The 13,116-nt window shown below is 51.9% G+C and carries 9 protein-coding genes; 2 read left to right on the top strand and 7 right to left on the bottom strand.

Annotated features, from left to right (window positions below):
- Nucleotides 1–4 precede the first annotated feature (4 nt).
- Together HGD79_RS22110 and HGD79_RS22105 are read right to left on the bottom strand one after the other, a co-directional pair.
- Entirely contained in the window at nucleotides 5–988 is a 984-nt protein-coding gene (locus HGD79_RS22110; RefSeq protein WP_001142420.1) for a substrate-binding domain-containing protein, read from the bottom strand.
- Nucleotides 989–1,084: 96 nt separating this feature from the next.
- Nucleotides 1,085–4,366, bottom strand: a complete 3,282-nt coding sequence (locus HGD79_RS22105) for a DUF5107 domain-containing protein (protein WP_001356306.1) — start codon at nucleotides 4,364–4,366, stop codon at nucleotides 1,085–1,087.
- 117 nt (nucleotides 4,367–4,483) lie between these two features.
- Here HGD79_RS22105 and HGD79_RS22100 point away from each other — a divergent pair, with 117 nt between their 5' ends.
- Nucleotides 4,484–5,677, top strand: a complete 1,194-nt coding sequence (locus tag HGD79_RS22100; RefSeq protein ID WP_001200780.1) for an ROK family protein — start codon at nucleotides 4,484–4,486, stop codon at nucleotides 5,675–5,677.
- Nucleotides 5,678–5,874: 197 nt separating this feature from the next.
- On the opposite strand, the gene glyA is transcribed toward HGD79_RS22100, so the two are convergent.
- The gene (glyA, locus tag HGD79_RS22095) at nucleotides 5,875–7,128 is read right to left on the bottom strand and encodes a serine hydroxymethyltransferase (protein WP_000919159.1); all 1,254 of its coding nucleotides are present in this window, start codon (nucleotides 7,126–7,128) and stop codon (nucleotides 5,875–5,877) included.
- A 327-nt stretch (nucleotides 7,129–7,455) separates the two neighbouring features.
- Between glyA and hmpA the strand changes: the two genes are divergently transcribed.
- On the top strand, nucleotides 7,456–8,646 hold the full coding sequence (gene hmpA, locus HGD79_RS22090; protein ID WP_000883122.1) for an NO-inducible flavohemoprotein: 1,191 nt from the start codon (nucleotides 7,456–7,458) through the stop codon (nucleotides 8,644–8,646).
- 44 nt (nucleotides 8,647–8,690) lie between these two features.
- Here hmpA and glnB read toward each other — a convergent pair whose 3' ends face one another.
- The 4 genes from glnB to qseE all read right to left on the bottom strand — a co-directional run bounded on the left by glnB (nucleotide 8,691) and on the right by qseE (nucleotide 12,719).
- Nucleotides 8,691–9,029: a nitrogen regulatory protein P-II gene (gene glnB, locus HGD79_RS22085; protein WP_000717694.1), complete on the bottom strand. Its 339-nt coding sequence runs from the start codon at nucleotides 9,027–9,029 to the stop codon at nucleotides 8,691–8,693.
- Between the two features lie 60 nt (nucleotides 9,030–9,089).
- On the bottom strand, nucleotides 9,090–10,424 hold the full coding sequence (glrR, locus tag HGD79_RS22080; RefSeq protein ID WP_001298983.1) for a two-component system response regulator GlrR: 1,335 nt from the start codon (nucleotides 10,422–10,424) through the stop codon (nucleotides 9,090–9,092).
- Nucleotides 10,414–11,127 carry a two-component system QseEF-associated lipoprotein QseG gene (qseG, locus tag HGD79_RS22075; protein ID WP_139496430.1) on the bottom strand — a complete coding sequence of 238 codons (714 nt, stop codon included), beginning with the start codon at nucleotides 11,125–11,127 and terminating at the stop codon, nucleotides 10,414–10,416. Before qseG ends, glrR begins: the two co-directional genes overlap by 11 nt.
- A 164-nt stretch (nucleotides 11,128–11,291) precedes the next feature.
- On the bottom strand, nucleotides 11,292–12,719 hold the full coding sequence (qseE, locus tag HGD79_RS22070; RefSeq protein WP_001365683.1) for a two component system sensor histidine kinase QseE/GlrK: 1,428 nt from the start codon (nucleotides 12,717–12,719) through the stop codon (nucleotides 11,292–11,294).
- Nucleotides 12,720–13,116 lie beyond the last annotated feature (397 nt).

Below are 13,116 nucleotides of genomic sequence, written 5' to 3'. Positions count from 1 at the left end.
GCGATTAGGGCAGACCATCAACGTGCGTTGCCAGCCACTGTTTACCATCTTCCGTTTTGGTATAGAGATCGATTGGCACCTGAATCACTTTTTCACCGTCGGCTTGTTTATTGATAACCTTCAATGTTTGCGCGAGAACAGCATTGCCCATTTTCTTACCGGAAATATCCACTACCGCTTTCAGCACCTGATTGTTTTCCAGCTCCTGAGCAATTTCAGTGGTCATATCCGAACCGAAAACAGCAATTTTTCCGGCCTGATTTTGATTACGTACCGCTTTTACCGCGCCGAGTGTCGCACCGCCCGACTCCCCCATAATGGCGTTGAGATCCGGCGTGGAGATAATCAGTTTTTCACCAACGGAAATCGCTTTATCTAAAACAGTCCCTTCCTGATTAGCGACAATTTGCGCGCCGGGAACGCGGGATTTTAATACTTCTTCAAATCCTTTACGTCGCTGCACACAAACTTCAAAGGCTTCGCAATTGATGACGGCAATTTTCGGCTGGTCAATTTTATTGGCAATAAAATAATCGGCGGCAGCGTTACCCAGTTTTTTACCAAATTCCAGCGGATCGCCGACCAGATACGCCGAGACATATTTATCGACCCCCTTTTGATTAATACAGGTGTTGTAGCAAATCACCGGAATACCCGCTTCACTGGCGCGACGAACGGTACGGCTACTGCCATTTTCAGACACTGCCGATAAAATAATGGCATCGACATTACGCGCCACGAGGGTATCAACAAAGGTACTTTCTTTCGAAATATCACCCTGGGCGTTAGTTTCAATTAACTGTACCTGTACTGAAGAATCTTTTGCCGCATCCTGAACGCCCTGACGCACTCCAGCGTAATATCCCTGAGTATCAAGGTATATTGCGCCAATGGTCATTTCTTTTTCCGCAGCCCTGGCAAATAGTGCGCTACCTAATAGCGTAGCCATTAATAATAGATTACGGGTTGTTCTGATTTTTGTAGGCATAGAGCCTCCTGTAGGGTTTTTATTAACAACGGCTTATTCTAATTATTTTGTGATGAGCGGCAGCGCGTGCCGCTCAAATATTACAGTTAATAGGGTTTAGTGAACGTAGTTAAAAATAAAAGGCATCACGGTGGTGAATAATGCCGCTTTCGGCCAGGCCGGATTAATCGCCGTCAATTCAGCGCGAGCAGACTCATATTGCGCAACCTCCCCGAGTCCCGCGGACGCCAGCATCGCCACCATCAGGCATTTTTCTTTATGCTGCTGTTGTAAATCGCCATACAGCGATAACAGGTCAGGTTGTGAAACAGCAAAGAAATCCGCCTCAATACTGGTTTTCGCCATCTCTTGCGCCCACTGTTTCATTTCACTAAACAGTTGCTGTGCGGTGTGTTGTTCGCCCAGCAGTCGCAGCGCCATTCCTTGCCAGAAGAGATAATCAACCGGCTGATCGTTGTAATAACTGTGGATGTTAATGGTGCGATCGCCGGTCGCCGCCAGACGTAAACAACGCATCGCTTCAGTTTCATCGCCCTGCGCGTTGGCGCATATCGCCTGCCAGAACCAGATGTCGTTATCAGTTTGCCCCGGTAAACGGCCTTCGCTTAAATTCTCCGGATAATGCAGCGCGGCATGAAGCAGTTCGCTGGCCTGCTGCGGCTGTCTGGCATCAAGGTGCTGCCAGGCGCGTAATAACTGGTTGAGGATAAACTGACTGGTGACCTTCCCTTCCCCGCCTTCCCACGGGTGGAATTTGCGCGTGGCGAGAATGTCCGCCGCTTTGTCTGCCTGACCCGTGAGATGCCACAAATTGAGCAACTCTGCTGTCATGTCGTCGCGTTTCAGCGCAATTTCCAGATTATTTTCCAGACGCGCCAGTCGTTTCTCCGGTGTGGCTCCGCTTAACTTATCAAGCAAATCCCGTTCGAAAAGCAGACGTGCATCCTGCGGCGCAAGCTGATAAGCATTATCAAGATAACGCGCGGCCAGCTCATAATCGTGTTGCTTATTCCACGCATGGATCGCTAACCCGCGCCAGCCGTCGGCAAACTCCGGCGACATCTCTACGCAACGTTGCCATAAGGTAATGGCTTTGTTGTAGCTACGCTTGTTGTAGTAGAAGCAGGCCAGTAAATGACGGGCAAACCAGCACTCTTCAATACTCTCCAGCGCCGCCACTTCTTCCAGCGTATTCGGGAAACGGACAAACTGCGGGAAGACATCAATGGCTTTTGCGACCAGTTCGCCACGTTCGGCTTTCGGCAGCAAGCTGGCTTGCAGGTAAAGCGGCAGCGTGCGCTGGCAGTCCAGTGCGTTCAGCATCTCTGCCGCCAGGGTGGGCATTCCCCAGTTAATCAGTTGCCCGGCGGTCATCAGGGCGTTAACGTCGCGTCCCTGACACAGACCGCGCCACTGCGCGAGAGCTGATTCGCTACGACCATCGAACCAGTTCAGCCACCACAGAGTGGCGTTCAGCGGATAATCGCGCAGCAGTTTCTCGCGCTGCACACGCGCGTTGTCCTGACGACCACTTAACACCAGCAGCAGATTATGCAGGCAAAGCACTTCCTGATTGGTTGGGCAGGCGCGAAGACTTTGTTGGCAAAAATCCAGACCAGCGTCGAAGTTACCATTACGCGCCGCCAGTCGTGCCAGGCCATAATAGCCACCGGCTTTGCTGTTGCCGCTCCAGACCGCACGCCAGAAATCCTCTTCGGCTTGTTGATATTGTCCCTGACGTTCGTAAGCACTGGCGCGAATCAAACTCGCCTGTCCGCACTGCGGATTTTTGTTCAGCGCATGTGCGCGTTTCAGAGCCTGAGTGGCATACGCCACCGCTTGCGGGAAATCTGCGCGGTTATATTCCAGCATCGCCAGCGCCAGGTTACAGCGATAATCCAGCGGGTCCAGCGCCACGCCGCGCAGGTAGTAATCGAACGGTGAACGGCTGGCGTGATGATATTGCTCCAGATGCTGACCGATAAACCAGGCTTCATCTGTACTGGTAATGTCTTGTGCTGCCAGTGGCGCTTTGGCGACGTCCGGCAACGGCAACTCTTGCGGCTGATGTTCCTGATAACTCAGGACAATATTGCCGTCGGCATCGGAGAGCTCAATGGTCAGCCTTTCAGGATTGATACCGTGCAACACGCCCTGGATGGCGGTCGCAGGCATCAGTGCCACGGCATCATCAAGTAACGCGTTGCATTTGCCGATTTCGCGGATCGCCAGGCGGTATCCGTTCAACGGAGAGATGGCATACAGCCCCCACTCAATCCCCCGCTCACTACGCTGGAGTTTTATCACCGCATCGCGGGAGGCATTTTGCACCATGCCCAAAGAATGATAAGGCAGGAAATACTGCTCAAAACGCTTCTCTTCGTAAGCATCAAGCCAGGTAAAATCAGGCTGGTTATCGGCAAAAATACCGGTCATCAGTTCGATATACGGGCCGTTATTGTCGGTCAGACTCTTGTCCCACGCCTGGCCGAATTCACTGTGTCCCCAGCTCCACTGTTTTTTACCTGGCGCGATATGGTGGTTGGCAACGTGTAGCAAACCGCCATCTTCATCGTGACACCACGCGCCAACAAAATCGTACTGTGATTTTTCAGCCATATATGAGGTTGGAACGGGCACATTTTTATAGCGAGAAATGTCCACTCCGGCGGAGTAGTCCACTTTGTAGTAAGTGCCGGTGGCGATGGGGAAAGCGGAGACGGCCCGTTTGCCGTGATCAAACACCGCCGTTACATCCGGCGGGAAGACGCTCTGATGCCCTTCCCCCCCTTTCACTGCCGGGTTGGCCCACCACAAGAAATGACGCGGCGTGGCGTTGCCGTTATAGACGCGGCTGGCGATTTCCAACGCCGCCCGTTCAGGACGCAGTGTGAAACCTGTCATCACCTGTAAACCGTGCATCGGCTCCGTTTCGCCGACCCACACCGTCTGTGCGCCGTCTTCATGGGCTTCGAGGGTGAAATCAACGGGCATAAAGGTGGTCGGGCGATGGTGTTGCGGCCAGTTAAACTCAATCCCGCCAGAGATCCACGGTCCCAGCAGCCCCACCAGCGCAGGTTTAATGACTTCATTGTGATAGACAAAATCGCGTTGTTTCACTTTATCCCATGCGCGATGCACACGACCGCCCAGTTCCGGCAGGATCATCACTTTGATGTAGTCGTTTTCCAGCCACACCGCCTGCCAGGATTTCAGGGTTTTCTGCTCGCTCAGCGTATCGGTCACGCCGTAGGGATAAACCGCGCCGGACGATCCCTGATAAACGCGATTTTCCAGGAACATGGGATGTATATCCTGCGGCCCGGTTTCATAGGTCGGGATCTCAACGCGCTCTTGCCACACTTTTACTGGAGTCATGGTGCCCTCAATATTAACAAGACATACTGAATTAAAAGATTTGTGGCAGTGTATTGAACAATCTGGCAATGTTTTCGCGGAATAATCACGCAATTAACTAAACAAGGTTTAGTGAAGATGAGAGCCTGCATTAACAATCAACAGATTCGCCACCATAACAAATGCGTGATTCTGGAACTGCTGTACCGGCAAAAGCGCGCCAATAAATCAACGCTGGCCCGGCTGGCGCAAATTTCGATTCCGGCAGTCAGTAATATTTTGCAGGAACTGGAAAGCGAAAAACGGGTGGTGAATATTGACGATGAAAGCCAGACGCGCGGGCATAGTAGCGGTACATGGCTGATTGCGCCGGAAGGTGACTGGACGCTGTGCCTGAACGTGACGCCCACCAGTATTGAGTGTCAGGTTGCTAATGCTTGTTTAAGTCCGAAAGGTGAATTTGAGTATTTACAGATTGATGCACCGACGCCGCAGGCGCTGCTGTCCGAAATCGAAAAATGCTGGCATCGCCACCGTAAATTGTGGCCGGACCGTACCATCAACCTGGCGCTGGCAATCCACGGTCAGGTTGATCCGGTGACCGGCGTGTCGCAAACCATGCCGCAAGCGCCGTGGACAACGCCGGTTGAGGTAAAGTATCTGCTGGAAGAGAAGCTCGGCATTCGGGTGATGGTCGATAATGACTGCGTGATGCTGGCGCTCGCGGAGAAATGGCAAAATAATTCGCAGGAACGGGATTTCTGCGTGATCAACGTTGATTACGGCATTGGCTCGTCGTTCGTGATTAACGAGCAAATTTATCGCGGCAGTTTGTATGGTAGCGGACAGATTGGTCACACCATCGTTAATCCGGATGGCGTCGTCTGCGACTGTGGACGTTACGGCTGCCTGGAAACCGTCGCCTCGTTAAGCGCATTAAAAAAACAGGCGCGGGTATGGCTAAAATCACAACCGGTTAGTACTCAACTTGATCCTGAAAAACTGACTACAGCGCAGTTAATCGCTGCCTGGCAAAGTGGAGAACCGTGGATCACCAGCTGGGTTGACCGCAGTGCCAATGCCATTGGTTTGAGTCTGTATAACTTCCTCAACATCCTCAATATTAATCAGATTTGGTTGTACGGTCGCAGTTGTGCCTTTGGTGAGAACTGGCTTAATACTATTATTCGCCAGACAGGATTTAACCCGTTCGACCGCGACGAAGGACCGAGCGTGAAAGCGACGCAAATTGGCTTCGGGCAATTAAGCCGCGCACAACAGGTGCTGGGAATTGGCTATTTGTATGTTGAGGCGCAGTTACGACAGATTTGATGGCGCGATAACGTAGAAAGGCTTCCCGAAGGAAGCCTTGATGATCATAAACGAAAAATCGCCTGATGCGCTACGCTTATCAGGCCTACACGGAGATTGCAATATATTGAATTTGCAAGATTTTGTAGGCCTGAGAAGGTGTTCATGCCGCATCCAACATGAACAACGAGCACATTGTCAGCAAATCACCGTTTCGCTTATGCGTAAACCGGGTAACGTGCGCAGATGTCGAGAACTTTACCTTTGATGCGCTCGATAACGGCTTCATCATTGATGCTGTCCAGCACGTCACACATCCAGCCAGCCAGTTCTTTCGCTTCGGCTTCTTTAAAGCCGCGACGGGTAATCGCCGGAGTACCTACACGAATACCGGAGGTCACAAACGGGCTCTTCGGATCGTTCGGTACGCTGTTTTTGTTGACGGTGATGTTAGCACGGCCCAGAGCGGCGTCTGCTTCTTTACCGGTCAGGTTTTTATCAACCAGATCAACCAGGAACAGGTGGTTATCAGTGCCGCCGGAAACCACTTTGTAGCCGCGTTCCAGGAACACTTCTACCATCGCTTTAGCGTTTTTCGCGACCTGCTGCTGGTAAGTTTTGAACTCAGGCTCCATCGCTTCTTTCAGAGCAACCGCTTTACCGGCGATTACGTGCATCAACGGACCGCCCTGACCACCAGGGAAAACGGCAGAGTTCAGTTTTTTGTACAGCTCTTCGCTACCACCTTTCGCCAGGATCAGGCCGCCGCGCGGACCCGCCAGGGTTTTGTGAGTGGTGGTAGTAACAACGTGAGCATGAGGAACCGGGTTCGGGTAGACGCCAGCAGCAACCAGGCCCGCAACGTGCGCCATATCAACGAACAGGTAAGCACCGATGCTGTCAGCGATTTCACGCATTTTCGCCCAGTCCACCACGCCGGAATATGCAGAGAAACCACCGATAATCATTTTCGGCTTGTGTTCTTTGGCTTGTTTTTCCAGATCGGCGTAGTCGATATGACCGGTAGCATCGATACCGTAAGGAACGATGTTGTACAGTTTACCGGAGAAGTTAACCGGAGAACCGTGAGTCAGGTGACCGCCATGCGCCAGGTTCATACCCAGAACGGTATCACCTGGTTCCAGCAGCGCGGTGTAGACCGCAAAGTTAGCCTGGGAGCCGGAGTGCGGCTGAACGTTAGCGTAGTCAGCGCCGAACAGTTCTTTCGCACGATCGATCGCCAGTTGTTCAACGATATCAACATACTCGCAACCGCCGTAGTAGCGTTTGCCCGGATAACCTTCAGCATATTTGTTGGTCAGCTGAGAACCCTGCGCCTGCATTACGCGCGGGCTGGTGTAGTTTTCGGAGGCGATCAGTTCGATGTGCTCTTCCTGACGTACTTTTTCCTGCTCCATAGCCTGCCACAGTTCGGCATCATAATCGGCAATGTTCATTTCACGCTTTAACATCCGCATCTCCTGACTCAGCTAACAATAAAATTTTTGGCCTTTATAGGCGGTCCTGTTGGACAACGGCGAACAGTATAACCGAATCATTGTGCGATAACAGGTCTTGACAAAGGAATTTACGCAAACGATTACCTTCAGGCTACGCAAGGCTTTGGAGAATAAAGAGCTTGCAACCGGAAACGGATTTCTTTTCAGGTTTGTGATGCAAATTTTTCACTTCATCACATTCTTTCTGAAAAACACCAAAGAACCATTTACATTGCAGGGCTATTTTTTATAAGATGCATTTGAGATACATCAATTAAGATGCAAAAAAAGGAAGACCATATGCTTGACGCTCAAACCATCGCTACAGTAAAAGCCACCATCCCTTTACTGGTGGAAACGGGGCCAAAGTTAACCGCCCATTTCTACGACCGTATGTTTACTCATAACCCAGAACTCAAAGAAATTTTTAACATGAGTAACCAGCGTAATGGCGATCAACGTGAAGCCCTGTTTAACGCTATTGCCGCCTACGCCAGTAATATTGAAAACCTGCCTGCGCTGCTGCCAGCGGTAGAAAAAATCGCGCAGAAGCACACCAGTTTCCAGATCAAACCGGAACAGTACAACATCGTCGGCGAACACCTGTTGGCGACGCTGGACGAAATGTTCAGCCCGGGGCAGGAAGTGCTGGACGCTTGGGGTAAAGCCTATGGTGTACTGGCTAATGTATTTATCAATCGCGAGGCGGAAATCTATAACGAAAACGCCAGCAAAGCCGGTGGTTGGGAAGGTACTCGCGATTTCCGCATTGTGGCTAAAACACCGCGCAGCGCGCTTATCACCAGCTTTGAACTGGAGCCGGTCGACGGTGGCGCAGTGGCAGAATACCGTCCGGGGCAATATCTCGGCGTCTGGCTGAAGCCGGAAGGTTTCCCGCATCAGGAAATTCGTCAGTACTCTTTGACTCGCAAACCGGATGGCAAAGGCTATCGTATTGCGGTGAAACGCGAAGAGGGTGGGCAGGTATCCAACTGGTTGCACAATCACGCCAATGTTGGCGATGTCGTGAAACTGGTCGCTCCGGCAGGTGATTTCTTTATGGCTGTCGCAGATGACACACCAGTGACGTTAATCTCTGCCGGTGTTGGTCAAACGCCAATGCTGGCAATGCTCGACACGCTGGCAAAAGCAGGCCACACAGCACAAGTGAACTGGTTCCATGCGGCAGAAAATGGCGATGTTCACGCCTTTGCCGATGAAGTTAAGGAACTGGGGCAGTCACTGCCGCGCTTTACCGCGCACACCTGGTATCGTCAGCCGAGCGAAGCCGATCGCGCTAAAGGTCAGTTTGATAGCGAAGGTCTGATGGATTTGAGCAAACTGGAAGGTGCGTTCAGCGATCCGACAATGCAGTTCTATCTCTGCGGCCCGGTTGGCTTCATGCAGTTTACCGCGAAACAGTTAGTGGATCTGGGCGTGAAGCAGGAAAACATTCATTACGAATGCTTTGGCCCGCATAAGGTGCTGTAATTTGATGTTGCCGGATGGAAACATCCGGCAACCCTTGACGCGGTTTAAATTGCCGCGTCGTCCTCTTCACCGGTACGGATGCGAATGACCCGTGCCACGTCAAAGACGAAGATTTTACCGTCACCGATTTTGCCGGTTTGCGCCGTGCGAATAATGGTATCGACACAGGTATCGACAATGTCGTCCGGTACGACAATCTCAATTTTCACTTTCGGCAGAAAATCCACCATATACTCCGCGCCGCGGTACAGCTCGGTATGGCCTTTCTGGCGACCAAAGCCTTTCACTTCGGTCACCGTCATGCCGGTAATACCGACTTCGGCCAGTGCTTCGCGGACATCGTCCAGCTTGAAGGGTTTTATAATCGCATCAATCTTTTTCATGCTATTCCTTGAAAAGGTCGCCTGTCTTTTGATCTGCTAAACGTAACACATAACGCCAATTCATTCCTTGAAATCGTTTGCATCCAGCTCGTGTCGGGAAAGCAGTTTATAAAATTCTGTCCGGTTGCGCCCCGCCATTCTCGCCGCGTGGGTGACGTTGCCTTTGGTGATTTGCAGCAGCTTACGCAAATAGTTGAGTTCAAACTGATTACGTGCCTCAACAAAGGTTGGCAGCGCCGTGTTTTCACCCTCCAGCGCCTGCTCCACCAGCGCATCACTAATCACCGGAGATGAGGTCAGCGCCACGCACTGTTCAATCACGTTGACCAACTGGCGCACATTACCCGGCCAGCTCGCGGTCATCAGGCGTTTCATCGCATCGGTAGAGAACGCGCGGACAAACGGTTTATGTCGCTCTGCCGCCTGGCGCAACAGGTGATTTGCCAGTAGCGGAATGTCTTCTGTGCGCTCCGCCAGTGCCGGAATTTTCAGGCTGACAACGTTGAGGCGGTAATAGAGATCTTCGCGGAATTCCCCGCGCGCCATCGCTTTTGGCAGGTCGCGGTGAGTGGCGGAAATAATCCGCACGTCGATATCAATATCGCGGTTACTGCCCAGCGGGCGCACTTTACGCTCCTGCAACACGCGCAGCAGTTTGACCTGCAACGGTGCGGGCATATCGCCAATCTCATCGAGAAATAGCGTACCGCCTTCCGCCGCCTGGAATAAACCTTCGCGATTGCTGACAGCGCCAGTAAACGCGCCACGCGCATGACCAAACAGCTCCGACTCCAGCAATTGCTCAGGCAATGCACCACAGTTAATAGCAATAAATGGTTTGCTATTGCGCGGGCTGGCGTTGTGGATAGCCTGGGCGAAAATCTCTTTCCCGGTGCCGCTCTGGCCATTAATCAAAACGCTGACGTCTGATTGCGCCACCAGCCGCGCCTGTTCAAGCAAACGCAGCATCAGCGGGCTGCGGGTGACAATCGCCTCGCGCCAGCGTTCGTCGGTGGCTGGCGCGGATTGTTCCAGCGCATCATCAATTGCCTGATATAGCGCATCTTTATCGACAGGCTTGGTGAGGAAACTAAAAACGCCCTGCTGTGTTGCAGCAACGGCATCGGGGATAGAACCATGCGCAGTAAGAATAATTACTGGCATTCCAGGCTGCACTTTCTGGATTTCAGCAAACAGCTGCATACCGTCCATTTCATCCATCCGCAGGTCGCTGATAACTAAATCTACTTTTTCGCGATTCAGTACCCGTAATCCTTCAGCACCACTCTCCGCCGTGACCACACTGTAGCCTTCGCTGGTCAGGCGCAGGCCAAGCAGTTTCAGCAATCCCGGATCGTCATCGACCAATAATAAATGCGCAGGTTTATGGCTCATCAGGAGTGACCTCATGGGTGGATGGCGCGGGCTTTTCACTCTCGTGCGGCGTATCCGGCGAGAAATTTCCAGCCGGTTTGCGGGTCGAGAGCTGGCGTTCAATATCGGTCAGGTTTTCCAGCTTGCGGGTGGTGAGTTCCAGTTGCTGCTGTAGAACGTGATGTTGCTGGCGCAATGTATCCAGCTCGCTGTCGCTGGACTGCTGGAGTTTACTGTAACGTTGGCGCTCTTCCGCCAGTTGCAGTTGCAGCGCCTGACCGTCGCGCCAGAGTTGATACAGTGGGCGAACCTGTGCCGGGATCTCGGTACTTAACGCTTCAATACGCGCGACCAGCTGGCGGCGCTCATACGGCGTAATTTTGGCGTCGGCGAGCAAAATCCCTTGTTTAAAGGTATTTTGCCAGCTGCCGTCGTCATATTGGCGAGCTTGCTGACGCGACTGCGCAGGCATTAAACGATCAGCACAATCCATCGCCCGCAGCCAGTAAAGCGGATTGGTTTCGGTTGATTTACCTTGCAGCGCCCAGATGTCGCTACATTCAGTAGAAAGATAGTCAGCCAGTTGATAAACCGGAATTTTTTCTTCTGCTGGCGTATCAATGGCTGGCTTATTGTGATTCTGCACGCAACCCAGCAATGCCAGACATAGCAGCCCTGCCAGCCACAGCCGTCGGGGCAATAATCGTTGAAAAATGTGTCGCATATTCACCAGACTTAAAGCCTATCTCAGTGGGCGTAATTGTTGCAGACAGTCTGGACATGGACAGCGCGGAGAAACCGGAGCGTACATATCGTACGTGAAGATTTCGAGCACTGCCCGGGGCCGAACTGACAAATAAAATAGCCTGATAGGATAGGCTGTTAGCATTATTTCGTGTTTTTCGACGACGGTAATTCAATGCGGAAACAAACGTCTTGCCCGCTCTCGTCGACCAGATACAGTTCCCCTTGCATACGGCGAATACAATCCCTGGCAATGCTTAATCCCAGACCGCTGCCCTTCACCGCCCCTTTTCGCTGGTGGCTTCCCTGAAAAAAGGGTTCGAAGATCATGGCGCGTTCCTCTTGCGGAATGGGCGTGCCTGTATTGATGACATCAATATAAACCCGCGCACCATGTGAACTGCTGCGAAGGCAAATGTTACCGGATTCAGCCCCGTAGTGCACCGCATTGGAGTAAAGATTATCCAGTACGCTCATCAGAAGCATTGGCTCCGCCAGGCAAGCTGTTGCTTTGAGATCGACGTCGGTATGCATCATTTTAGCCCGTGCGGGCAGGCTATGAGCAGAAACCACTGTCTCCACCAGCGGTGCTAATTCAACATTCTCCAGTTCCACCGCACTGTCCGCCTGTTTACGGTTGTAATCAAGCAGTTGTTCGATCAGTTTTTGCAAATTGCGGCTGCTGCTATCAAGAATGCTCACCACCTCTTTTTGCTCTGGCGTAAGCGGCCCGACAACCTGGTCAGCCAGTAATTCAGTGCCCTCGCGCATACTCGCCAGTGGCGTTTTTAATTCATGAGATAAATGTCTTAAAAATTGATGGCGTTGGGATTCCAGCCATGACAGGCGCTCACTTAACCAAAGAATACGTTGCCCAACCGAGCGTAACTCGCTCGGTCCACTGAACGAAACGCTATTGCCCAGAGAACGCCCTTCCCCCAGACGGTTGATCATGCGCTCGATATTTTTCACCGGCCCGATAATCATCCGCGTGAAAAGTAGCACCATCACCAGACTCACCAGAAATAGCACCAGCGATTGCCAACCAAAATATTGCCCACGTTCGGCGATTTCACGCTGAAGTTGCTGCCCACGAGAGAACACCACTGTGCGCGTGGCCTGCACCATTTCGGTATTGGCACTGGCAAAGGCTTCAAGACGCGCGGCGGCGGCAGCATCGGGACCACTGTTGTTACACTGAAGTTGGGCCAGATTGTTCAAATCCTGACGCAATGCCTGGTAAAGTTTATCGTCTGGCAGTATGCCTGCGTGGGCATCGAGCATTTCGCTGTAACGCTTGCGCTGGCTTTGATAAACCTTCGCAAGCGTAGGGTCGTCCAGCACGCAATACTGACGGTAGCTACGCTCCATCTCCAGCGCCGCGTTGGTCATCGCTTCACTACGCCGGGCATCAATAAGCGTAGTGCGGTTAACCAGCGCCGCCTGATCGCTAAGCGCATTCAGGCTTTGCCAGGCTTGCCATGCCAGCACCAACAGGGGTAGTAGAATTAGCAAAAATGCCAGCATTACCAGTTGTCGTAATGAGCGGGGAAAAACGGGCCAGCGTTTCAAGGTGTTACTCTCGTCAGACGCGAATAGCCTGATGCTAACCGAGGGGAAGTTCAGATACAACAAAGCCGGGAATTACCCGGCTTTGTTATGGAATAAGGCGGTGCCTAACTCGACGTTTCGCCCGATGGTTGATATAGCTACGCTGATATCAGAAGTTGGACGGCAGGCACCTTGTTGTGCGTCATTCGAATTTTATGTAGCACGTCCCGAAGGGGCTGACATAAGTCGGTGAATGAGCCACTGCTTACTATTATGCAGTAACTGTGCCAATAAAGAAAATAGTTTGGTAACGTACTGATTATACGTTGCTTTGAGGGGTTTATGTCTTCTCCGCTGTTTGAATGTAAATCAGCCACTGTGTCGCTAAAAAGAGACAACTTAAGATAAACTTATTAGA

It is taken from the genome of Escherichia sp. SCLE84 (genome assembly GCF_012584495.1).
Classification (GTDB): Bacteria; Pseudomonadota; Gammaproteobacteria; order Enterobacterales; family Enterobacteriaceae; genus ECMA0423.
The sequence above is the reverse complement of the archived record's forward strand: the minus strand, read 5'-3'. Positions and strand labels throughout refer to the sequence as shown.

Excerpts from the sequence above, each read along its gene's own strand:
- HGD79_RS22110 (WP_001142420.1), bottom strand. The coding sequence starts at position 988 with ATGCCTACAAAAATCAGAACAACCCGTAATCTATTATTAATGGCTACG.
- HGD79_RS22105 (WP_001356306.1), bottom strand. The coding sequence starts at position 4,366 with ATGACTCCAGTAAAAGTGTGGCAAGAGCGCGTTGAGATCCCGACCTAT.
- HGD79_RS22100 (WP_001200780.1), top strand. The coding sequence starts at position 4,484 with ATGAGAGCCTGCATTAACAATCAACAGATTCGCCACCATAACAAATGC.
- glyA (WP_000919159.1), bottom strand. The coding sequence starts at position 7,128 with ATGTTAAAGCGTGAAATGAACATTGCCGATTATGATGCCGAACTGTGG.
- hmpA (WP_000883122.1), top strand. The coding sequence starts at position 7,456 with ATGCTTGACGCTCAAACCATCGCTACAGTAAAAGCCACCATCCCTTTA.
- glnB (WP_000717694.1), bottom strand. The coding sequence starts at position 9,029 with ATGAAAAAGATTGATGCGATTATAAAACCCTTCAAGCTGGACGATGTC.
- glrR (WP_001298983.1), bottom strand. The coding sequence starts at position 10,424 with ATGAGCCATAAACCTGCGCATTTATTATTGGTCGATGACGATCCGGGA.
- qseG (WP_139496430.1), bottom strand. The coding sequence starts at position 11,127 with ATGCGACACATTTTTCAACGATTATTGCCCCGACGGCTGTGGCTGGCA.